Raw genomic sequence first — 22007 nt, forward strand, 5'->3', positions numbered from 1 at the left:
TAAATTATTCCTCGTCTTTTTTGTCGCCCAGCCCCAGTGCCTTCAGTTTGCGATGCAGCGCCGAGCGTTCCATGCCGATGAACGAGGCGGTGCGCGAGATGTTGCCGGAAAAGCGGCGAATTTGTATTTTGAGATATTCGCGCTCGAAGCTTTCACGCGCCTCGCGCAGCGGCGAGCCCATGATCGCCATCGATGCTCCGCCAAGTCCGGTCGTTCCCTGGTTGTCGATGATTTCTCCCGGCAACAGGTCGACCTCGATGCATCCTACCCGATCGCCCGGGGTCAGGATCAAGGTCCGCTCGATGATATTCCTCAGCTGGCGCACGTTGCCCGGCCAGTCGTGCGCTTGCAACGCGGCCATCGCGTCTTTCGACATTTCGGGCGTGCGGATCCGTCGCTCGGCGGCGAAGCGCGCCAGGAAATGGGCTACCAGTTCGGGAATATCCTCGCGCCGCTCCCGCAGTGGCGGAATGCGCACCGGCACGACATTGAGGCGATAGTAAAGGTCTTCGCGAAAACGCCCCGCGGCAATCTCTTCGCCCAGGTTGCGCGAAGTGGCAGACAGCACTCGTACATCGACCTTGACCGGGCGCTGCCCGCCGACGCGGTTGTAGCTCTGGTCGGTCAACACGCGGAGTATTTTGGCCTGCGTGGTGATTGGCATGTCGGCGATTTCGTCGAGGAACAAGGTGCCGCCATGCGCCTGTTCGAGCAGGCCAGGGCGTGACACGCCGTCGAGTTCGCTGCCGAACAATTCTTCCTCGACCCGTTCCGGGCTCATCATCGCCGCCGAGACGACGATGAACGGGGCGGCGGCGCGGGGGCTCCAGTTGTGGATCATCCGCCCGGCAATTTCCTTGCCGACACCAGCTGGGCCAGTGACCATCACCCGGCTGCCGGTTGGTGCGACTCGCTTGAGTGTCGCGCGGACTGTGTTGATCGCAACCGAGCTGCCGTCGAGCTGATCGTCGGGTCCAACCTGCTGGCGCAGTGTGGCATTTTCGCGCTTCAGCCGATCGGTCTCCGTCGCGCGGGCGACGAGGTGGAGCAGCTTGTCGGCCTTGAAGGGCTTTTCGATGAAATCGACCGCGCCCTCGCGGATCGCCGCGACCGCGGTATCGAGATTGCCGTGGCCGGAAATCATAATCACCGGCAGCGTCGCGTCACGCCGCTTGACCTCTTCCAGCAATTGCAATCCGTCGAGCTTCGAGCCCTGCAGCCAGACGTCGAGCAGGACCAGACTCGGCCGCCGGTCCTCGATCGCGTTCAGCGCCCCGCTGCTGTCGCCGGCGGTGCGCACGGCATATCCTTCGTCCTCGAGCACGCCCGACACGAGGTCGCGAATGTCGGCTTCGTCGTCGACCACCAGCACTTCGAGAGCCATCAGACCGGATCCTCCTCGTCAAATTCATCGCCATCCGGACGACTCGGGTCGCCGGCGGGCTGTTCACTTTCCAGCTCAGCCAGGCGGCGGGTATCGAAGGCCATCCGCACCCGGGTTCCCCCACCGTCGCGGTCCAGAAAGGCGATTTCGCCAAAATGTTCCTCAACGATCTTCTTGACGATCGCCAGGCCGAGCCCGGTGCCGCGGATGCGGGTCGTCATATAGGGCTCGGTCAGCCGCTCGCGATCCTCGGGCAGGCCGACGCCCGTATCGGTCAGTTCGATCACCAGCAGGTCGCCATCGTGCCGTAAGCTCAGGTCGATGCGATCTCCGTCGGGGCTCTGCTCGCCGCGGTTGCGCCGTGCCTCGATTGCCTCGACCGCATTCTTGACAATGTTGGTCAGCGCCTGGCCGAGCTGGCGCCGGTCGCAGACGAGGCGGATCGCGCCGCCTGGCGGATCGAGCATGAAGCCGATGCCGGGATGCGCCACTTCGTGCAGGAACAGCGCGGCGCGGGCGACATCGTGGATATTCTCGGAGCGAAACACCGGCTTGGGCATCCGCGCAAAGCTGGAGAATTCGTCGACCATGCGCCGCAGATCGCCGACCTGACGGACGATGGTTTCGGTCAGGCGAGCAAAGGTTTCGGGATCGGTCGTCACCTCCGCGCCATAGCGCCGCTGCAGCCGCTCGGCGGCCAGTTGGATCGGGGTCAGCGGATTCTTGATTTCGTGCGCGATCCGCCGGGCAATGTCCGACCAGGCGGCGCGGCGCTGGTCACTTAGCTGGTCGGTGATGTCGTCGAAGGTCAGCACCGAGCCGTCGGCGTAGCGCATGCGCTTGACCGCCAGCGTGCGTTGTCCCTCCGCCGCCTGGACCAGCACCGTTGCTTCGCGGGCCTCGCCCGCCAAAAATTCATTCAGTTCGCTCGACATCTCGGCAAGATCGCGGTTCTCGATCCCCTCGTCGCCCTGCGCGAGCAGAGTTTCGGCCGAGCGGTTGGTGAGCAGGATCCGCCCCTGGCCGTCGACCGCGATCACCCCCGCAGTCACGCTCGACAGCACCGCCTCAATGAACGCCCGACGAGTGTCGAGCTGAGAATTGGCGGCGATCAAGGCGCCGGTCTGTTCCTGAAGCCGCCCTGTCATCCGGTTGAACGCGGTGCCCAGCGTGGCGATTTCGTCATTGGCGTGGGTAACATCGACCCGCGCGGTGAGATCGCCCTCCTCGACCCGCCCGACCGCCTCGACCATCTCCTCGACCGGCCGCAACAATCGATCGGCGAGCTTCAATGCCGCGAATATCGCCAGCGCGACGATCAGCAGCGAACCTCCCAGCAAGGCGCCGTTGAAGCGCAACTGATTGGTCCGGCTCCGTTCGAGCAAGGCGCGATAGTCGGTAAGAACACCATTGGCGCTTTCGATCTGTTGCCGGAAGTCAGCGCTGACTTGGCGAGCAACGAACAGATAGCTGTTGTTGGCTTTGAGCGGCGTCAGCACCGCGATTCTGCCCGGCGTCAACACCTCTGCGGCTTGGGTCGATCCCTTGAGCTGCCCGATCGCCTGCGCCAGCCGCGATGGGTCGATCAACCCGTCATAGTAATTGACGCCGCGCGCCACCGTGACCTTGCCGGTTTCGGATACGGTGACGACCGCCGCTTCGTTAAGGCTTCGTTGATAGGTCTGATAGGCAAGATATTCGTCGAACCTGGGATTGGCGACCGGATCGCTGCCGAGAAAGCGGTAGAAATCGGCCGACATCGTCACCGCTTCAGCGCCGACCCGATTGACCTCGGTCGTGTAAGTCGACTGGGCCAGCTGTACGGTGTTCTCAAGCATTCCACGCGCACGATCGGAAAACCAGAATTCCAGCCCCGACTGCAAAAGCAGCGAGGCGAAGATGGCAACCAGCACGGTCGGCACCGCAGCGATCGCCGAAAACAGCGCGACCAGTTGGGTATGAATTTGTCCGGTGCCCATGGCCCGTTTGATCGCGCGATCCTTGGCCAGTTTGCGCGACCACAGCACCATCAGAGCAATCGAAGGGATTAGATTGGCAATCAGGAGAAAAGCAATTTGCGGCGGAGAGAGCATCGCACCGGGCGCAGCGTCGCGCCGAAGCACGATGAAGCTGAAACTGACGATCGCAACGAGTGCGAGGGCGCATCCAATCATCGCCCAGTCGAACAGTCGCCCGCTTTCCCGCTCGCGCGCCAGCCAGCTACCTTTAAGCGGTGTGATCAGGTCGGAATCGGCCACGTGCGCATCCATGCGGCTCCAGCCCTAGCACGGTCGCGTTGCATAAAAAACACAGTTGGGCGGTCAAGCCGCCGATTTTGCAAGCCAAGGTGAATAGAAGTCGCGCAGCATCGCAACGACCACCCTTGGATCGTCCTGCGTGTTGACCCGGTTGCGGAACTCCGCCGAGCCGGTCAGTCCCTTGGTGTACCAGCCGATGTGCTTGCGCGCGAGGTTGACCCCGGTTTGCACGCCGTAAAGCGATTGCATGGCGTCATATTGCTCAAGAATGACGTCGAGCTGCTCGTCGAGCGACGGATCGGGCTTGCGACCGCCCGGGCCAAGGTCGGCGATCACCTGCCCAAGCAGCCACGGCTTGCCGTACGCTCCGCGGCCGATCATCACCCCATCGGCGCCAGACTGCGACAGCGCGGTGCGTGCGTCCTCGATGCTGCAGATGTCGCCGTTGACGATCACCGGCAGATTGGTCGCCTGTTTGACCCGGCGGACGAACCCCCAGTCGGCGCTGCCCTTGTACATCTGGTTCCGAGTGCGGCCGTGGACGGTGATCATGCGGACCCCCAGCCCTTCGGCGATCCGCGCCAGTTCGGGCGCGTTCAAGCTGTCGTGGCACCAGCCCATGCGCATCTTGAGCGTCACCGGCAATTTGACAGCCTTGACCGTCGCCTCGATGATCGATGCGGCAAGCTTCAGGTCGCGCATCAGCGCCGAGCCGGCGTCGCCATTGACGACCTTCTTCACCGGGCAACCCATATTGATGTCGATGATCGCCGCGCCGCGCTGCTCGTTGAGTTTGGCCGCCTCCGCCATTTCATACGGCGCGCAGCCGGCGAGCTGCAGCGACACCGGTTCTTCGCTCGGATCCCACGCCGCCTTCTGCAACGACTGTCGAGTCTCGCGGATCATCGCCTGGCTGGCGATCATCTCGCTCACCGTCAGCCCCGCGCCATAGCGTTTGACTACCCGTCGGAACGGCAAGTCGGTAACGCCGGTCATCGGCGCGAGGATCACGCCGGCGTCGATGGTCACCGGACCGACGGAGATGGGCTTCAGCATCGTCATGGGAAGCCGTGCCTTTACAGATGGCGGGCCAAGCGGGCAAGGCGGCGGCCATGCCAAAGACCGGCCAGTCTGTGACCGCCCTCATCGTCGCCGCCGGAAAAGGGTCGCGCATGGGCGGCGCCCTGCCCAAGCAATTTCGCAAGCTGGCCAGCAAGTCGGTGCTCGCCCATGCGGTCGACGCACTGGCGTCACATCCACACATCATTGCGGTCCGCGTCGTGATCGCGGCCGGTTGGGAGGAGCAGGCGCGCGCGGCCCTGGGCTCGCGCGATGTCGGCGACTTCATCGTCGGGGGCGTCGAGCGAACGGACAGCGTTCGCGCCGGACTAGCCGCGATCGACGAGGGCATTGTCTTGGTCCATGACGCCGCCCGCCCCTTCTGCCCCCATGGCGTCGTCGACCGGCTGCTGGCTGCGCTCGACGACACCGACGGAGCGGTTCCAGTCTTGCCGGTCGCCGATACGCTGGCCAAGGGCGGCCGGATTCTCGATGCGATCGTTGACCGGACGTCGTTGCTGCGCGTTCAGACTCCGCAGGCGTTTCAAGTTGAAGACTTGCTGTTCGCCTATCGGGAAGCCGGCGGCGGAGCGCCGACCGATGAGTCGAGCGTCATGGTCAACGCCGGCCTGAAGATCGCCGCAGTCGCGGGGGATGCGATGCTGGAGAAGGTAACCTCGCCCGCCGACTGGCTGCGGGCCGAGCAAATGCTGTCCGCCCGCCTGGTCAGCCGTACCGGCATGGGGTTCGACGTCCATGCGTTCGCCGGCGAAGGGCCGATCATGCTCGGCGGCATCGCCATTCCGCATGAGTGCGGGCTCGCCGGGCACAGCGACGCCGACGTCGTTCTCCACGCGATCACCGACGCATTGCTCGGCGCCGGCGGGTTCGGCGACCTCGGCGAGCATTTCCCGCCTTCCGACCCGCAATGGAAGGGCGCCAGCAGCGACATCTTCCTCGCTCGCGCCGCGGCCCTCATCCGCGACGCGGGGGGGATCATCGATTTCGTCGACTGCACCGTGATCGGCGAGGCTCCCCGCGTCAGTTCCTACCGGGAAGCGATGCGTCGCCGTGTTGCGGACATCCTAGGATTGGCCGAAGGACAGGTCAGCATCAAGGCGACGACCACCGAAAAACTGGGTTTCACCGGCCGCCGCGAAGGGCTCGCGGCGCAGGCTGTCGCGACGATCCGCATGGAGGCATGACGATGGGCGATTATCTGCTCCCCGATGAACTGGTCGCCAAGGCGCGCGAGGTGGTCGAGACCAACATCGCCGCCGGGCGCCGGGTCGCGGTCGCCGAAAGTTGCACCGGCGGATTGGTCAGCGCCGCCATTACCGAGATCGCCGGATCGTCCGAGATGTTCGAGGCGGGCTATGTTACCTACTCGAACAGCTCGAAGATGGCCGAGCTCAAGGTCTGCCTCGACGTCGTCGAAACCTTCGGCGCGGTTAGCATTGCCACCGCCTGGGCGATGGCGCAAGGCGCGCTGGAGGCGTCGCAGGCCGATGTCGCCGTCGCCATAACCGGCATCGCCGGACCTGACGGAGGCACTGTGCAGAAGCCGGTCGGAACGGTCGTCTTTGCCCGCGCTGAGCGGCTCGATGGTCCCGACAAAGTCGTGGCCGACCAGAAATTATTCGACGCCAGCGGCGGGCGCTCCGCCGTGCGGCTTCAGGCGGCGCTTTGCGCGCTCGAGTTGCTGATGCCGTAGAGCGCGGCGGCGCGTTGTTCAAAGGCGCCGGTCATGCGACGAAGCGCCCGGTCGAACATTGCCCCCGCCAGGCTTTCGAAAATGCGCGACCGGAACGCGAAGTCGACCGAGAAACAGACTTTGGTTCCGCCGTCCGGCTCGGGCTCGAAACGCCACTCATTCTTCAAATATTTGAGCGGGCCTTCGATGTAATCGACCACGATATGCGTCGGCCGCTGCTTGGTCACCCGGCTGGTGAACCGCTCCTTGAACGCATTGAAGCCAACGATCAGGTCCGCAATTATTTCGGTGTCGCTCGCCGACCGCACCCGGACCGCCGTCACCCACGGCAGGAACTCGTCGTAGCGTTCGACGTCGGCGACGAGATCGAACAATTGCTCAGGGCTGTAGGGAAGGTGCGTGGTCTCGCTATGGCGGGGCATCTCCTTACCCCATCCGCGCCAGCTGCTCCGCCCGTGCCGCCTGCATTTTCGCGAAGTCGTCGCCGGCGTGATAGCTGGACCGAGTCAGCGGGCTTGCCGCGACCAGCAGGAAGCCCTTGGCTCGGGCGATCGCCGCATAGGCCTTGAACGCATCCGGCGTCACAAACTCCTCGACTGTGGCATGACGCGGAGTCGGTTGGAGATATTGTCCCATGGTCAGGAAATCGATTGCGGCCGAGCGCATGTCATCCATCACCTGGTGAACCTCGCGTCGCTGCTCACCCAGGCCGACCATCACGCCCGACTTGGTAAAGATCGACGGGTCGAGCTTCTTGACCGTCTCAAGCAGCCGGAGCGACGCGTAATAACGCGCGCCGGGGCGGATCGTCGGATAGAGCCTCGGCACGGTTTCGAGGTTGTGGTTGTAGACGTCGGGTCGCGCCGCGACAATCGCCTCGACCGCGGCGTCATGCTTGTTGCGGAAGTCGGGCGTCAGTATCTCTATCGTCGTGTCGGGCGTGGTCCGACGGAGCGCCTCGATAACCTTGACGAACTGGCTCGCCCCGCCGTCGGGCAGGTCATCGCGGTCGACCGAGGTGACGACGATATGTTTGAGGCCCAGCGCGGCGGCGGCATCGGCGGTGTGCTGGGGCTCCAGCGCATCGACCGCGCGCGGCATGCCGGTCTTGACGTTGCAAAAGGCGCAGGCGCGGGTGCACGTATCGCCGAGGATCATCACCGTGGCGTGTTTCTTGGTCCAACATTCGCCGATGTTGGGGCAGGCCGCCTCCTCGCACACGGTCGCAAGGTTGAGCGAGCGCATCAGACGGCGCGTTTCGGCATAGCCCTCGCTGACCGGCGCCTTGACGCGGATCCAGTCGGGCTTGCGTTGCCTTGGCGCGGTCGGTGGCACGGGAAGCGGTGCGTTCATGCTGGGCCAGATAGCGATTGCCGTGCCCGCTTGCCACCCCTCCCCGCCTCGACTAGTCGCCGCCGTGTGAGCGGGAGACGGCAATGATCGGGTTCGACGCGCTGCTGGCCGGCTACCGCCGCTTCCGCGAGAATCGTTACGAAACCGAGCGCTCCCGCTGGCGTCAACTGGCGGAAGGCCAATCGCCCCAGGCAATCATCATCGCCTGCTGCGACAGCCGCGCCGACCCGGCGACCATCTTCGACAGCGATCCCGGCGAGATATTCGTCGTCCGCAACGTTGCCAACCTAGTCCCCCCGTTCGAGGGCGGCGGCGGGCGCCACGGGGTGTCGGCAGCCCTCGAATTTGGGGTTACCCAACTCGGCATCGGGCAGATCGTGGTGATGGGCCATGAACGCTGCGGCGGCATCCACGCGGCGTTGACCGGCCAATTCCATAACGCGCCCGCCGGCGAAGGCGGGTTTGTCGCTCACTGGATGAGCCAAATCGACGAAAGCGCGGCGAGGATTGCAGCGGAGCATGGCACCGATGAGGGGGCGGCACGAATTTTGGAGGAAGTCGCGATCCGCCAGAGCCTGGCCAATCTGCGCACTTTCCCGTTCGTCGCGGAGCGCGAGGCGGCGGGCGCGATGACACTGCTCGGGTGCCATTTCTCAATCCGCGAGGGGCAGCTATACGTTCTCGACGAGGCGGAAAATATCTTCCGCCCCGCCTGAACCTCTACCGCTAACTAACTAGCAGCGCGTGTTATAATCGTAGATCGGGTTGCCGTTCTGATCGACGTAATAGCAATAGCCACGGGTGTCGCGATAATATTGGCGACCCTTGATGACTGCCCCAGCGACACCGCCGAGCACCGCGCCAACGACCGCGCCCGTAATCGGGTTCACGCCCGGCAGGACGGCACCGACCACAGCACCGGCAACGCCGCCGAGCGCCGCGCCGGCCGCCGCGCGCCCGGTTTGCGGGTTGTTGTAGCCATTGTTGCCATAAGGATCGTTATAGCCGTACGGATTGGTCGCGCAGGCCGAAAGTGCCAAGCTGCTGGCCAAGGTCGAAGCGAGAAGTAAGCGTTTCATGGGTAGGTTCCTCTTCGATACACAGGCACAATTGCCCGCCCCTGCAAGAAAGATAGCGTGCAGCCGCCGATTTCGTTCCGTCCCCGTTGCGGTCGAAAGCGGTCAAGCGGAAAGAAAATCCGATGACTGACCGTAACGAATACGCCGACCCCGAGCTGAATATCGCTTTGCTGATCGATGCCGACAATGCCTCGCCCGACCATCTCGATGAGGTGTTGCTGGTACTCGGCGAGCTCGGCACGATCAACGTTCGTCGTGCCTATGGCAATTGGGCCAAGACCAGCCTCAAGGGCTGGGGCCTGCTGACTGGCCAGCACTCGATCGTGCCGATGCAGCAGTTCGACGTGGTCAAGGGCAAGAGCGCGACCGATATGCGGATGACGATCGATGCGATGGACCTACTCTACCGCGGTCATGTCGACGGGTTCGGAATCATGTCGAGCGATAGCGATTTCCTTCCTCTCGCCCAGCGCATCCGTGAGGACGGCCTGCCCTGCTACGGCTTCGGCACCGCCAAGACGCCGATGAGCTTTCAGCAGAGCTGCACCCGCTTCTTCGACGTCGCCGCGCTGGTTCACGACAATCAGGACGCGCTCGAGGCGCCGCTGGCCGGCGAAGGACAGCGTCAGGTTGATACCGAGTTGCTGAAAGTCCTTGGCGCGGCGTTCAAGGCGTCGAAGCGCGACGAGGAAGGCTATGCCTCGCTGTCCGAGATGGGCCAGCGAGCCAAGGCCGTGTCGAGCTTCGCGGTCAGGAACTATGGCTTCACCCGCCTCAGCGACCTGATCAAGGCAGTGCCCAACTTCGGCACCAGAATCGGCACCGACGGACGGATGATGGTCAAGCGGCTGCGCTAACCCCTATTCGCTGTGTGGCCTAGCCGACACAGTCGGCAAATTCTTTAAATTCTGGCCGGAACCCGCCTCCGCTTGACAGGTTTTTCCGCCGGGAGCTCATCACTTGCCATCATTGCAAGCCAATACTGCCACGGCGCAAGATTATCTCGACACGGCCATCGAAGCGCTCGCCAACTCCAAGGCGCCGTGCCGAGCGATGCTCGATGCCTTGCCGGTTCCGGTTTACACCACCGACACCGCCGGGCTGGTGACCTACTGGAACCGCGCCTGCGTCGCCTTCGCTGGCCGCGAGCCGCAGCTCGGCGAGGATCGCTGGTGCGTTACCTGGCGGCTTCATACGACGGACGATGAGCCCTTGCCCCACGACCGCTGCCCGATGGCGGTAGCGATCAGGGAGCAGCGCCCGATGCGCGGCGCCGTGGCCATCGCGATGCGGCCCGACGGTCGCCGCAAGGCCTTCACGCCCTACCCCACTCCCCTGTTCGACGCCGACGGCACCTTGACCGGCGCGGTCAACATGCTGATCGACGTCAGCGAAGGGCAAGCAACCGCGCTCGCCGGGCAAGCCGCGCACTGCCGGCGCCTGGCGACTTCGATGACCGACCGCCACACCACGACATTGCTTGAGCGGATGGCCCGCGGCTACGACCGCAACGCTCGCGCCCTGACCTCCCCCGCCTGAACCGCCGGAACGCGGGCGCGGCCCGTTGGTTGAACCGGCAACCATCGGCAGGGGAATGACGGATGTTCGGCACGGACCAGGCGCCCAAGGACAAGCTCGAAAAGAAATTCTGGGACGAGCTTGAGGATTCGCCATTCGTCATGCTCGGCCTGCAAGGGGTTGAAGACAGCCGCACCCGGCCGATGGCGGCGCAGCTCGACGGTAAGACCATCTATTTCTTCACATCGCGCAGCGAGCACCTCGCCCAAGGCCTCAAGAACAGCAACCGCGCGGTCGCGACCTTCGCCGCCAAAGGGCACGGCCTGTTCGCCCACATCCACGGCACGCTGAAAGAGCATCAGGACCGCGCCACGATCGACAAATTGTGGGGCCCGATCACCGCCAGCTGGTACAAGGACGGCAAGGACGATCCCGACCTGCTGCTCCTGAAGTTCGACGCCGAAAAGGCAGAGATCTGGGAGGCAGAGGCGGGAGCGACGCTCAAGGCTGCGGCGCTCAAGATGCTGTTTGACATCGATCCGGGCAAAGAACATCAAGACGACCACAAAGCCAACGTGGAGTTGTAACATGATGAGGGGGATCGACACCGGGCGCTGGGCCGGCCCGGGCCTGAGCCTGCTGCGGATCGTCACCGGTCTGCTGTTTATGGAGCATGGCACGTCGAAGCTGCTCGATTTTCCGCACGTCGACATGCCGATGGCGATCACCGTCGGCTCGCTGCCCTGGATCGGCGGGTTGCTCGAGCTTGTTGGCGGCGCGCTGCTGGTGATCGGGCTGTTCAGCCGGATCGCCGCGTTCATCCTGGCGGGTGAAATGGCGGTCGCCTACTGGATGTTCCACGCCCCGCAATCGCCATTCCCGGTCCAGAATAGCGGCGACGCGGCGATCCTTTACTGCTTCATTTTCCTGGCGATTGCCGCGATGGGCCCGGGTCCGTGGAGCGTCGATGCCGCGATGCGCACCCGGCGAATTGTCGAGACCAAGGTCGACGAGGGGATTTGACCGGCAGAATTCATGTTTCGACGGCGGATGCCCAGCGTTCGCTAAGAGCGTGAATCCTCATCTCGGTCGCCTGTTCGGGCGCTAGGGTAAGGAAATGCCAATGGCCCTTCTCTTCGCTCCTCAGTCATACGGGCGCGGTGACGGTGATCATGGCTTCTTCTGCCAGTCGTATTGGGCGAGCCGGCGTCCCGCGGCGCTGTCCTCAATCAACTGGGTCAGGCGGCGCACACGGGTCTCGGGTTTCTTGGCGCGGGTGATCCAGTGGAGCACCGTTTTGCGGTAGCTCGCCGGGCGCCCTTCCCAATCCGCCCAAGCGGCTACGTCCTTGCGAAACTGCCGCTCCTCATCCGAGGTCAGCTCCTTTTGCACATTCTCATAAGCATAAACGCCGCTCTTATGCTTATTCTCCTCATAGGCTCGCTCGCCTTCCGCGGTCATTAACCCCGCTGCCTTCAGCGCTTCGAACCGCTCGACATTGACCTTGCTCCAGATGCTGCCCTTGCGCCGCGGCGTGAAGCGAATGGTGTAGCTCTCATCGCCGAGCGATTTCCGTACCCCGTCAATCCACCCGAAGCACAAAGCCTGATCCCGCGCCTGTGGCCAATCGATCGATGGCTTGCCGGTCGATTTCTTCCAGAAGCCGACGAGGAGTTCGGGCGCGGTTCCGTGGTTCCTTTCCAGCCAGTGGCGGAAATCAACGTCTGTAGGGAAGAAGGCAGGCGCGCTCGTCATAGTGACAACCTTAGGGTTTCGCTTAGCGGAGACGCGCACCCTATTTTAACAGGCAAAGCTGGGCGATCTCATCAACGCTGCTGAGGGGATTTGATTCAAGCGCGAAGCAAATCGATACGTGGCCGTCGGGCAAATCGATGACCAGCTGATAGAAATTCCCATAGCGGATAAGGATGTATCGCATGCCCCCGCAATCGATCTCGCCACGCTGCCGGGCAAGTTTTAGGAGTGTCGGATTGACCAGAAGTTCTTCGTACTTGTCCGATTCTGACGACGACGCGGCGTTCAGGTCTTCTTTCACAGCGCTGGAAAGCGATCCGCCGCGGTACAAGGCCACGTACCGGATTGCGGATGACACGGCAAAAATCTGATCAATCAAATTCATCTGACAACGCCCGTCTGAAAATCTTGGAGTATATTGATCCGATTTGATTTGGCGTCGCGGATTTACCTCGTCAGCTTTTTATACGTCATCCGGTGCGGCCTGTCCGCCTCAGGCCCCATCCGGCGGCGCTTATCTTCCTCATATGCTTCGAAGTTCCCCTCGAACCACTCGACATGGCTGTCGCCTTCGAACGCGAGGATGTGGGTCGCCAAGCGGTCGAGGAAGAAGCGGTCGTGGCTGATGACGACGGCGCAGCCGGCGAAGCTTTCCAGGGCTTCCTCGAGCGCGCGCAGCGTCTCGACGTCGAGGTCGTTGGTCGGCTCATCGAGCAGCAGGACGTTGCCACCTTCCTTGAGCATTTTCGCCAGATGGACGCGGTTGCGCTCGCCGCCGGACAATTGCCCGACCTTCTTCTGCTGGTCGACGCCCTTGAAGTTGAACGCGCCGACATAGGCCCTCGTCTGCATTTCCTGCTTGCCGACAGTCATCATGTCGTGGCCGCCCGAAATTTCCTCCCACACATTATGCTTGGGATTGAGCGCGTCGCGGCTCTGGTCAACGAAACCAAGGCGGACCGTGTCGCCGATCGAGATATCGCCGGCGTCGGCGGTCTCGACCCCGGTGATCAGCTTGAACAAAGTGGTCTTGCCCGCGCCATTGGCACCGATCACCCCGACGATCCCGCCGGGCGGCAAAGTGAAGGTCAGATCCTCGAACAATAGTTTGTCGCCATAGGCCTTGGTCAGGCCATTGGCCTCGATCACCTTGCCGCCGAGGCGCTGCGGGGTCTGGATGACGATTTGCGCCTTGCCGATGATGCGCTTTTCCTGCGCCTCGACCAGCTGGTCGAACGCCTTGATGCGGGCCTTGCTCTTGGTCTGGCGCGCCTTGGGCGACTGGCGGATCCAGTCGAGCTCGTCGCGGATCGCCTTCTGGCGGCCCTCGTCCTCGCGGCCCTCCTGCTCGATCCGCTTGGCCTTCTTGTCGAGGTAGGTCGAGTAATTGCCTTCGTAGACAAAGTATTTGCCGCGATCGAGTTCGAGGATCCAGTTGACGACATTGTCGAGGAAGTAGCGGTCGTGGGTGACGAGGATGACGTTGCCGGCATAATCGACGAGGTGCTTTTCGAGCCACTGGACGCTTTCGGCGTCAAGGTGGTTGGTCGGCTCGTCGAGCAGCAAAATGTCGGGTTTTTCGAGCAGTAACCGGGTCAGGGCGACGCGGCGCTTCTCGCCGCCCGAGAGGGTGTCGACCTTGCTGTCGCCTGGCGGGCAGCGCAGCGCGTCCATCGCAATCTCGAGCTGGTTGTCGAGGCTCCAGCCGTCGATCGCGTCGATCTTCTCCTGAAGCTCGCCCATTTCGGCCATCAACGCGTCGAAATCGGCATCGGCGGGCGGATCGCCCATCAGCATGCTGATTTCGTTGAAGCGGACCATCATGTCGGCGGTCGCCTTGACGCCTTGCATGACATTTTCCTTGACCGTCATCGAGCTGTCGAGCGCGGGCTCCTGCTCGAGATAGCCGACGGTGATGTTGTCGCCCGGCCACGCCTCGCCGGTGAACTCGGTATCGCGGCCGGCCATGATCTTCATCAGCGTCGACTTGCCCGACCCGTTGGGGCCGACGATGCCGATCTTGGCGTCGGAATAAAATTGCAGGTGGATGCCGTTGAGGACCGGCTTGGGCGCGCCGGGGAAGGTCTTCGAAAGACCCTTCATCACATAGCTGTACTGGGCGGCCATCGGGTCGCGATTCCTTTGGATAGGTGGGATTTGGACGAGCGTTTAGGGGATGCGTGACTACTTTTCCAGCCTCCGCATCGGTCGAGGAGAAAGTGGTTCGCGGAGAGGCGCAGAGGGGTTACCCACTTCGACGACGCCAGCCGTCCATTCTCGATTGTCGTTATGCGAGGCGGCTTAGCCGGCGCGACATCTCCGCGCCTCTGCGTCTCTGCGCGAAACTCTTTCTTGGGCTTCGCTCGCTAGTCCCGCCCAACCATGTCGGTGGCGTCAGCGAAGCGGTAGTCGCGGAATTGGTCACGCAGCGTCTTTTTGCTCAGCTTGCCGGTGGCGGTGTGGGGGAGCTCGTCGACGAACTCGATCGCGTTGGGCAGCCACCATTTGGCGACTTGACCGGCGAGGTAATTGCGGATGGTGGCAGCGCAAACCTCGCTGCCCGGTGCGCGGACACAGAGTAACAGCGGGCGTTCGTCCCACTTGGGGTGTGCGATGCCGATTGCTGCCGCCTCGGCCACGCCGGGACAGCCGACGGCGGCGTTTTCGAGGTCGATCGAGCTGATCCACTCGCCGCCCGACTTGATCACGTCTTTCGATCGGTCGGTGATCTGCACCGTGCCGTCGGGATGGAGCGTGGCGACGTCGCCAGTGTCGAACCAGCAATCGGCGTCGGTGGAATCCTCGGCCGCCCGGAAATAGCGCTGGATGACCCACGGCCCGCGTACCAGCAGCCGGCCGCTCGTGTGGCCGTCGCGTGGCAATTCCACGCCCTCGTCGTCGACGATGCGCAACTCGACTCCGAACGGCACGCGGCCCTGGCGGCTGATATAGTCGATCTGCTCGTCATCGGTCATCGCTTCCCAGCCGAGGGGCCGTGCGCCACACGTTCCGATCGGCGAGGTTTCGGTCATGCCCCAGGCGTGACCGACATCGATGCCATGATTGCGAAACCATTTAATCATCGCCCGCGGCGCGGCCGAGCCGCCGATGGTCACCTGCTTCAAGTCCCCAGGCTGCTCGCCGGTGCTCTCGATATGCTCGATCATCGTCAGCCAGATTGTCGGCACCCCGGCGCTGTGGGTGACCCCTTCCTCGCGAAATAGGCGGCACATCGTGGCCGGCCGGTAATCGGCCGACAAAACCAGCTTGCAGCCGGTTGCCGGCGCGGCCCACGGGATGCCCCAGGCGTTGGCATGGAACATCGGCACGATCGGCAGGACTACCGAGCGCTTCGACAGGTTGAATATATCGGGGCCGATCTCCACCAGTGTGTGGAGCAAGGTCGAACGATGTTCGTAAAGCACGCCCTTGGGATTGCCGGTGGTGCCGCTGGTGTAGCACAGGGCGCAGGGCTCCCGCTCGTCGCCGTCGACCCAGGTATAGTTGCCGTCGTGGGCCGCGATCCAGTCGGCAAATGCCCAGTCTCCAGCGGCACCGCCGCTCGAGCCGGTGGGCGGGTCGAAGCAGATATAATGCTCGATTCCCGGCCAGCGCGGCTTCATCCGTTCGACCAAGCCGGCGAATGCTTGGTCGTAGAGCAACACCCGGTCGCCAGCATGGTTGGCGATATAGTCGAGCTGATCCTCGAACAGCCGGGGATTGATCGTGTGGAGGATGCCGCCCATCCCGATCGCGCCATACCACGCGGTGAGATGGCTGCCGTGGTTCATCGCCAGCGTGGCGATGCGTTCGCCCTTTTTGATGTCTAGCGCTTCGAGGGCCTGCGCCATTCGGCGAGCGTCCTTCGCGATTTTGCGCCACGTCGAGCGCGTTACCAAGCCGTCGGCCCAGGCGCTGACGACTTCGCCGTCGCCATGTTCGCGCTCGGCATGGTCAACCAGCCGCATCACGCGGAGCGGCCAATGCTGCATGGCTCCCAATGTCGTCACGCCAGTTCCCGCGCGTTATCTCAATCGAGCGCGGCGAGGGTGGCGCGCTAATGGCTGAGATGCAAGGACTTAGAACGGCAGCTTGAAGCCTGGCGGCAGGGACATGCCAGCGGTCAGCTCCTTCATTTGCTCACCCGCAGCCAGGTCAGCCTTGCCCCGCGCATCGCTGAGCGCGGCCGCGATCAGATCCTCGAGCATCGCTTTCTCGGACGCAACGATCAGGCTGTCGTCGAGCGACACGCCGAGGATGCGGCCCTTGGCGGTGGCCTTTATCTTGACCAACCCGCCGCCCGAAACGCCCTCGACCTCGATCTTGTCGAGATTGTCCTGCGCGCTGGCGAGCTGCGCCTGCGCGGCTTCGGCCATTTTCATAATGTCGTCGAGGCTGGGCATCAGGCTTCCTTCCGATCGATCGATTCAAGCTCGGCGCCTGGAAATTCGGCAAGCAGCGCCGCAACATTCGGCTCCTCAAGCACCGCCGCGCGCATTTGTTCCTCGGCCATCGCTTCCTGCTGGTGGAGCGAAGGCGAGCCGCCCCCGTCGGTCAGGCGAACCTGCCAGACAAGTCCGGTCGCCTGCTTGGCGGCGGCGGCCAGGTCGCGGGCGAAATCGGCGCCCAACGGCTTGAGGGGCTTCAAGACGATCTCGCCGGGCGCGAAGCCGACCAGCCCGACATGATCGCGCAACTGAACACCTAGCAATTGCCGCCCCTGCTCTTCGACGGCGGCGACCAAAGCCGGAAAATCGAGCGGTGCGGCGGATTTTGGTTCGGGGCCGGCGGGGGGCGGTGCTGATTGAGAGGAAACGGTCGCTCCTCCTCCCGCGAGCAGCGCGGCGAGCGCCGACGGGTCGGGCATTTCGGCGGCATGGATCAGGCGCAACAGCACCATCGTCGCCGCCTCGTGCGGATCGGGCGCGATGATGACGTCGGTGAGTCCCTTGAGCAGCAACTGCCACAGGCGGTGGATGTTGCCCCAACTGAGACGCGCGGCGAGGTCGGCAGCTGCCTCGCGCTCCTCTGCCGAAATAAGCATGTCGGCATGGGCGCCGGCCTTGGCGCGGGTGACGGCGTGGAGCGATTCCATCAGGCCGCGCAGCAGCGAGGCGGGATCGATGCCGAGCGAATGCGCCTCGTCGAGCTGGGTCAGCGTCGCGGTGACGCCCCCGGTCAGCAGCGTCTCGAGCAGCCGGCGTATGCGACCGCGGTCGGCCTGGCCGAGCATGTCGCGCACTTGCGCCGCAGTCACCCTGCCCTCCCCACGGGCGATCGCCTGATCGAGGATCGATAAGCCGTCGCGGGCCGAGCCTTCGGCGGCGCGGGCGATCGCTTGCAGCGCTTCCTCCTCGGCCTCGACCCCTTCCGCGTCGGCGACAAATGCAAAATGCGCAGCGAGTTTGTCGGCCGGGATGCGCCTCAAATCGAACCGCTGGCAGCGCGAAAGGACAGTTACAGGCACTTTCGACACTTCGGTCGTGGCGAACAGGAATTTGACGTGCGCCGGCGGCTCCTCGAGTGTTTTCAAAAGCGCATTGAAGGCGTTCTTCGACAGCATATGGACTTCGTCGATGATGTAGATTTTGTAGCGCGCCGAGACAGCCGAATAGCGCACCGCCTCAATGATCTCGCGCACATCGTCGACCCCGGTGTGCGACGCGGCGTCCATCTCGATCACGTCGATGTGCCGCCCTTCGGCAATCGCCCTGCACGGCTCGCATGCTCCGCACGGATCAATCGTCGGCCCGCCTTGCCCGTCCGGGCCGATGCAGTTCAATGCCTTGGCGACCAGCCGTGCGGTCGACGTCTTGCCGACTCCGCGCACCCCGGTCAGCAGGAAGGCATGGGCGATGCGGTCGCGCGAAATGGCGTTGCCCAGCGTCGTCACCATCGCATCCTGGCCGATCAACTCGGCGAAGGTCTGCGGACGATATTTGCGCGCCAGCACGCGGTACGGCGACGCCTTGGCGGGCGGTGACGCCCGCTCGGGCAGGTCGAGGCCGAGGCCTGGCGATTCGGGGTCGTTCATGGGGTGGGTTTAGGACTTCCCTTTGGTCATTGCGAGGAGCGTAGCGACGCGGCAATCCATTCGCCGCTGGATTGCTTCGTTGCGCTCGCAATGACGATTGTGGGGGTGGAAGCCGATGACCCGGGACGAAATCGTTGTGGCTGCTTCCTTCCGGATCTGACCAGGTTGGCGACAGCCCCGCCCACCGACTTCCAAGCGGGCATATGGCGAGGGTCGCGCCGCAGCGCAAGCGGCAGCGCTAGCGGTCGAGGTTGTAGGCCGCGCTGGGCATCAGCACCGTCAGTTCGTCGAGCTCTTCGCTCAGCATGATCTGGCACGCCAGCCGCGACGTCCGCGTCACGTGCGCGGCGAGGTCGAGGAGGTCGTCTTCTTCTTCGCTGGCGGGCGGCAGGCGCTCGAAATGCTCGGCCGCGACGATGACATGGCAGGTCGAACAGGCCATTGCCCCTTCGCAGGCCCCTTCGAGCGGTTGGCCCTCTCCTTGGGCAAGGTCGAGCAGGTTGATGCCTGCGGCTGCTTCGACTTCGCGGTCAAGGCTGCCGTCCGGGCGAAGAAAGCGGACGCGGGTCATGCCGGCAGGATCGCCTGTGCGCGCGCCGCCTCGTCGATACGGCGGCAGGCCGAGGCCAATTCCTCCTCGCCAGTATATCGGCCGAAGCCGAGGCGGATCGACGACCGGGCTTCGCGATCGGTCAGGCCGATCGCGCGCAGGACATGGCTCGGCCGACCCGACCCGCTGGCGCAAGCCGAACCAAGCGAAAAAGCGAGATTGCGCAAGTCCGAGATCAGACGGGCGGCATCAAGGCCATCGCGCCGAAGGTTGAGATTGCCGTGGTAACGCTCGGCCATACCGCCATTAATTGTCCAGCCTTTCCCGAATGCTGCAAGCGCATGTTTAGAAAGTTTCTTAACATGCGCAGCGTCGGCATCGCGCCGCTCGACCGCCAGCCGCGCCGCCTCGCCGAAGCCGGCGCATAGCGCTGGCGAAAGCGTTCCCGATCGCATTCCCTGCTCCTGTCCGCCCCCATGGACCAACGGGCTAGGGTCGGAGCCGCGCCGCATCCACAGGCCGCCGACCCCCTTGGGGCCGTGGATCTTGTGGCCGGAGATGGCGATTAGGTCGGCGCCGGCCGGAAGCGACATGCGACCGAATCCCTGCGCCGCGTCGCACAGCATCAGCGCGCCATGAACATGCGCCAGCTCGGTCAACTGGGCGATGGGCTGGATCACGCCGATCTCGTTATTGACCAGCATCGCTGCAACCATCGCGGTGCGGTCGTCGATCGCCTCGGCGGCCTCCTCGAGATCGACCAGGCCATCGCGCCCTACCGGGAGCCGCACCACCTCGATACCACGGTCTTCGAGCCATTCGGCGGTGTCGAGCACGGCGGCGTGCTCGGTGGCGATGGTCACCAACTTGCGCCGCTTGGAGCGCTCGAAGCTACCTTTGATCGCCCAGTTGATCGCCTCGGTCGCCCCCGACGTGAAGGCGAAGCGGCCCCCCTCGACGCCGATTGCGGTCATGATGCGATCGCGCGCCACTTCGATCTCGGCTGCCGCCTCTCGTCCCCATGTCGAGGGGCTGTGGGGATTGGCGAATTTTTCCTCGATCCAGGGGCGCATCACAGCCGCGACTTCGGGTGCGAGGGGCGTTGTCGCTTGATAGTCGAGATAGATCATGCGGCCCGTTGGACCCGGTCGGCGATGCGGTGCCATTCGGCGAGGAATGCATCGACCTCGATTTCGCTCGTCGCCGGGCCGAAGCTAATGCGCAGGAATCCGCCGGCGACGTCGGGCGCGACGCCCATTGCCGCGAGCACCTCGCTCTGCTTCATCTTGCCCGATGAGCAGGCGCTGCCCGCGGACACGGCGATCCCGGCAAGGTCGAACTGGACCAGCAACGACGCGCTCGATGCGCCGGGCAGCGCAACCGCGCCGATGTTCGGCAGGCGCGGGCTGGTCTCGCCGATCACGACGCCCCCGCTGGACCGGACCCCATCGTCAAGCCGCGCCCGCAACGCGGCAAGGCGATCCATGTCGTAAGGCTGGGCGGCCAACGCTGCAGCGAAGGCGAGCGCGCCAGGCATGTCCTGCGTCCCCCTGCGATAGCCCTTCTCCTGCCCACCGACGGGATCGAGTGTGGCGAGATCGCGAACCAGAAGCGCGCCGACGCCCGGTGGGCCGCCGAGCTTGTGCGCGGACAGGGCGATGAAGTCCGCATCGGGAAGCGGCGCTTTGCTTGCGCTTTGCGCGCAGTCAGCCAGCAGCAGCGACCCCGCTTCCCGAATGCGTGGCGCGAATCGGTCGAGCGGCTGCAAGATCCCGGTCTCGTTGTTGACCGCCTGGATCGCGATCAGCGTCGGGCCGTGCGCAAGGGTCGCGTCGAGTACTTCCTCGTCGATCAAGCCGTCGGCACCGACCGGAATGACGCGAGAGCGCTCGCCCATCGCGTGGGGGACGATGGCATGCTCGGTCGCTCCGTGCGCTCGACCGGGAATGCGGGCGCGCGCGGCGACGATCTCGACCGCCTCGCTAGCGCCGCTCGTGAAAATGACGTCATGCCGCCATTCGAGCGCGCCGGCGAGGGCGGTGCGGGCTTCCTCGAGCAAGGCGCGCGCGGCCCTCCCCTCGCCGTGCGGCGAACTCGGGTTGGCCCAGACGTCGAACCCGCGTTGCATCGCGGCGCGCGCCTCTGGCAGCACAGGCGTAGTCGCGGCATGGTCGAGGAAAATGCGGGCAGGCAAGGTAGCGTACATCCTGTCGTTGCCTAAGGAAGCTGCTGCCCTATATAGGAGCCGTCGCCGCCACGCACCCGTCTCGCGGCCGATTTTTCACATCTGTTTCCAAGCGAGCGCCCATGCCCGAAGTGATTTTCCCCGGACCCGAAGGCCGCCTTGAGGGCCGCTTCAGCCCGGGGCCGCGCCCGCGCGCGCCCGTGGCAATGATCCTCCACAGCCACCCGCAGGCCGGCGGCACGATGAACAACAAGCTGGTCCAGCTGCTCCACAAGGACTTCGTGCGCCGCGGCTTTGCCACGCTGCGCTTCAACTTCCGCGGCGTCGGCAAGAGCCAGGGGACGTTCGACAACGGCATCGGCGAATTGTCCGACTCGGCCAGCGCGCTCGACTGGGTCCAGCAGATCCATCCCGAGGCCGAACAGACGTGGGTCGCCGGCGTGAGCTTTGGCGCGTGGATCGGCATGCAATTGCTGATGCGCCGGCCCGAGATTCGCGGCTTCATCTCGGTCGCGCCGCCGGCCAACATGTATGACTTTTCGTTCCTCGCGCCCTGCCCCGCCTCCGGGATCATCATCCAGGGCGAGGCCGACGAGGTGGTCACCCCGCTCGCGGTGCAGAAGCTAGTCGACAAATTGCGCACCCAGCGCCACATCACCATCGCCCACGACACCATCCCCGGCGCCAACCATTTCTTCGCCAACGAGATGGATTTGCTGATGAAAAGCGTCGACAAATATCTCGACTATCGCCTCGACCCGAGCTGCCCGATCCGGTGAATCGCTAAACCGTCCAAATCAGCACGTTGATCACGAATACCAGACCGCAGGCGGTCATCAGCAGGCCGCGCTTGCGGTCGGTGCGAAGCGCGCGCAGGCCGAAAATCAGGAGCAGCGCGGCGGCCAGCATCGTGATCGCCAGCACGGCGGAAACAAACTTGCTCAGGATTAATCCTTTCACGCCTTCTTAACGGTGGGCGCTGCATGATGTCGCCATGCCCGATGTCCAGCAGCAACAGGCGCGCCTTGAAGAGGCGTTCGAGCGGATCGAGGAAACGATCCTGCCGTGCATCGCGATGATGCTCGACACGCTGCTCGATGCTTCGGCCAACCTCGCCA

General features: G+C 64.1%; 24 protein-coding genes and 1 other RNA gene. 8 read left to right on the top strand and 17 right to left on the bottom strand.

Features of this window, described 5'->3' with window-relative positions:
- Positions 1-4: 4 nt before the first annotated feature.
- The 3 genes from H0W65_RS04975 to dusB all read right to left on the bottom strand — a co-directional run bounded on the left by H0W65_RS04975 (position 5) and on the right by dusB (position 4704).
- Positions 5-1384, bottom strand: a complete 1380-nt coding sequence (locus H0W65_RS04975; protein ID WP_294004656.1) for a sigma-54 dependent transcriptional regulator — start codon at positions 1382-1384, stop codon at positions 5-7.
- Positions 1384-3642 carry an ATP-binding protein gene (locus H0W65_RS04980; RefSeq protein WP_294004658.1) on the bottom strand — a complete coding sequence of 753 codons (2259 nt, stop codon included), beginning with the start codon at positions 3640-3642 and terminating at the stop codon, positions 1384-1386. The genes H0W65_RS04975 and H0W65_RS04980 overlap by 1 nt, the downstream gene beginning before the upstream one ends.
- 63 nt (positions 3643-3705) lie before the next feature.
- Positions 3706-4704, bottom strand: coding sequence for a tRNA dihydrouridine synthase DusB (gene dusB, locus H0W65_RS04985; protein ID WP_294004660.1), 999 nt, complete (start codon positions 4702-4704; stop codon positions 3706-3708).
- 50 nt (positions 4705-4754) lie between these two features.
- On the opposite strand from dusB, the gene H0W65_RS04990 reads away from it, so the two are divergent.
- Both H0W65_RS04990 and H0W65_RS04995 read left to right on the top strand, forming a co-directional pair.
- Entirely contained in the window at positions 4755-5906 is a 1152-nt protein-coding gene (locus tag H0W65_RS04990) for a bifunctional 2-C-methyl-D-erythritol 4-phosphate cytidylyltransferase/2-C-methyl-D-erythritol 2,4-cyclodiphosphate synthase (protein WP_294004662.1), read from the top strand.
- Positions 5907-5908: 2 nt separating this feature from the next.
- Complete coding sequence (locus H0W65_RS04995; RefSeq protein WP_294004719.1) at positions 5909-6415, top strand: CinA family protein; 507 nt, start codon at positions 5909-5911, stop codon at positions 6413-6415.
- On the opposite strand, the gene H0W65_RS05000 is transcribed toward H0W65_RS04995, so the two are convergent.
- Both H0W65_RS05000 and lipA read right to left on the bottom strand, forming a co-directional pair.
- Entirely contained in the window at positions 6376-6837 is a 462-nt protein-coding gene (locus tag H0W65_RS05000; protein WP_294004664.1) for a type II toxin-antitoxin system RatA family toxin, read from the bottom strand. The two genes, H0W65_RS04995 and H0W65_RS05000, sit on opposite strands and share 40 nt — an antisense overlap.
- Before the next feature lie 4 nt (positions 6838-6841).
- The gene (gene lipA / locus H0W65_RS05005) at positions 6842-7768 is read right to left on the bottom strand and encodes a lipoyl synthase (protein ID WP_294004666.1); all 927 of its coding nucleotides are present in this window, start codon (positions 7766-7768) and stop codon (positions 6842-6844) included.
- A gap of 83 nt (positions 7769-7851) precedes the next feature.
- Here lipA and H0W65_RS05010 point away from each other — a divergent pair, with 83 nt between their 5' ends.
- Complete coding sequence (locus H0W65_RS05010; protein WP_294004669.1) at positions 7852-8484, top strand: carbonic anhydrase; 633 nt, start codon at positions 7852-7854, stop codon at positions 8482-8484.
- Positions 8485-8502: 18 nt separating this feature from the next.
- Here H0W65_RS05010 and H0W65_RS05015 read toward each other — a convergent pair whose 3' ends face one another.
- Positions 8503-8847, bottom strand: a complete 345-nt coding sequence (locus H0W65_RS05015; protein WP_294004672.1) for a glycine zipper domain-containing protein — start codon at positions 8845-8847, stop codon at positions 8503-8505.
- Positions 8848-8969: 122 nt separating this feature from the next.
- On the opposite strand from H0W65_RS05015, the gene H0W65_RS05020 reads away from it, so the two are divergent.
- The 4 genes from H0W65_RS05020 (at position 8970) to H0W65_RS05035 (ending at position 11388) form a co-directional block, all read left to right on the top strand.
- Positions 8970-9704: an NYN domain-containing protein gene (locus H0W65_RS05020; protein WP_294004675.1), complete on the top strand. Its 735-nt coding sequence runs from the start codon at positions 8970-8972 to the stop codon at positions 9702-9704.
- 103 nt (positions 9705-9807) lie between these two features.
- Positions 9808-10386, top strand: a complete 579-nt coding sequence (locus H0W65_RS05025; RefSeq protein WP_294004676.1) for a PAS domain-containing protein — start codon at positions 9808-9810, stop codon at positions 10384-10386.
- A gap of 62 nt (positions 10387-10448) precedes the next feature.
- The gene (locus H0W65_RS05030; RefSeq protein ID WP_294004678.1) at positions 10449-10952 is read left to right on the top strand and encodes a pyridoxamine 5'-phosphate oxidase family protein; all 504 of its coding nucleotides are present in this window, start codon (positions 10449-10451) and stop codon (positions 10950-10952) included.
- A gap of 1 nt (position 10953) precedes the next feature.
- Positions 10954-11388: a DoxX family protein gene (locus H0W65_RS05035; protein WP_294004680.1), complete on the top strand. Its 435-nt coding sequence runs from the start codon at positions 10954-10956 to the stop codon at positions 11386-11388.
- A gap of 147 nt (positions 11389-11535) precedes the next feature.
- Here H0W65_RS05035 and H0W65_RS05040 read toward each other — a convergent pair whose 3' ends face one another.
- The 10 genes from H0W65_RS05040 to H0W65_RS05085 form a co-directional block, all read right to left on the bottom strand.
- A complete protein-coding gene (locus H0W65_RS05040; protein WP_294004684.1) occupies positions 11536-12120 on the bottom strand; it encodes a YdeI family protein in 585 nt (194 codons plus the stop codon).
- A 40-nt stretch (positions 12121-12160) separates the two neighbouring features.
- On the bottom strand, positions 12161-12505 hold the full coding sequence (locus H0W65_RS05045) for a hypothetical protein (RefSeq protein WP_294004687.1): 345 nt from the start codon (positions 12503-12505) through the stop codon (positions 12161-12163).
- Between the two features lie 62 nt (positions 12506-12567).
- Positions 12568-14247 (bottom strand): energy-dependent translational throttle protein EttA, encoded by a 1680-nt coding sequence (gene ettA, locus H0W65_RS05050; RefSeq protein WP_294004690.1) that lies wholly within the window; start codon positions 14245-14247, stop codon positions 12568-12570.
- A gap of 239 nt (positions 14248-14486) precedes the next feature.
- Positions 14487-16112: a long-chain fatty acid--CoA ligase gene (locus tag H0W65_RS05055; protein WP_294004722.1), complete on the bottom strand. Its 1626-nt coding sequence runs from the start codon at positions 16110-16112 to the stop codon at positions 14487-14489.
- 87 nt (positions 16113-16199) lie between these two features.
- On the bottom strand, positions 16200-16523 hold the full coding sequence (locus tag H0W65_RS05060; protein ID WP_294004693.1) for a YbaB/EbfC family nucleoid-associated protein: 324 nt from the start codon (positions 16521-16523) through the stop codon (positions 16200-16202).
- Complete coding sequence (locus H0W65_RS05065; protein WP_294004696.1) at positions 16523-18154, bottom strand: DNA polymerase III subunit gamma/tau; 1632 nt, start codon at positions 18152-18154, stop codon at positions 16523-16525. The genes H0W65_RS05060 and H0W65_RS05065 overlap by 1 nt, the downstream gene beginning before the upstream one ends.
- A gap of 101 nt (positions 18155-18255) precedes the next feature.
- An RNA gene (gene ffs / locus H0W65_RS05070) (signal recognition particle sRNA small type) lies at positions 18256-18350 on the bottom strand.
- Positions 18351-18392: 42 nt separating this feature from the next.
- Complete coding sequence (locus tag H0W65_RS05075; RefSeq protein ID WP_294004699.1) at positions 18393-18725, bottom strand: 2Fe-2S iron-sulfur cluster-binding protein; 333 nt, start codon at positions 18723-18725, stop codon at positions 18393-18395.
- Positions 18722-19834: a cysteine desulfurase family protein gene (locus tag H0W65_RS05080; RefSeq protein WP_294004701.1), complete on the bottom strand. Its 1113-nt coding sequence runs from the start codon at positions 19832-19834 to the stop codon at positions 18722-18724. The genes H0W65_RS05075 and H0W65_RS05080 overlap by 4 nt, the downstream gene beginning before the upstream one ends.
- A complete protein-coding gene (locus tag H0W65_RS05085) occupies positions 19831-20910 on the bottom strand; it encodes an aminotransferase class V-fold PLP-dependent enzyme (RefSeq protein WP_294004704.1) in 1080 nt (359 codons plus the stop codon). The genes H0W65_RS05080 and H0W65_RS05085 overlap by 4 nt, the downstream gene beginning before the upstream one ends.
- 101 nt (positions 20911-21011) lie before the next feature.
- Here H0W65_RS05085 and H0W65_RS05090 point away from each other — a divergent pair, with 101 nt between their 5' ends.
- On the top strand, positions 21012-21668 hold the full coding sequence (locus tag H0W65_RS05090; RefSeq protein WP_294004707.1) for an alpha/beta hydrolase: 657 nt from the start codon (positions 21012-21014) through the stop codon (positions 21666-21668).
- A gap of 4 nt (positions 21669-21672) precedes the next feature.
- On the opposite strand, the gene H0W65_RS05095 is transcribed toward H0W65_RS05090, so the two are convergent.
- The gene (locus H0W65_RS05095) at positions 21673-21849 is read right to left on the bottom strand and encodes a hypothetical protein (RefSeq protein ID WP_294004710.1); all 177 of its coding nucleotides are present in this window, start codon (positions 21847-21849) and stop codon (positions 21673-21675) included.
- Between the last annotated feature and the right edge of the window lie 158 nt (positions 21850-22007).

The organism is Sphingomonas sp. (assembly GCF_013816785.1).
Taxonomy (GTDB): Bacteria; Pseudomonadota; Alphaproteobacteria; order Sphingomonadales; family Sphingomonadaceae; genus Sphingomicrobium.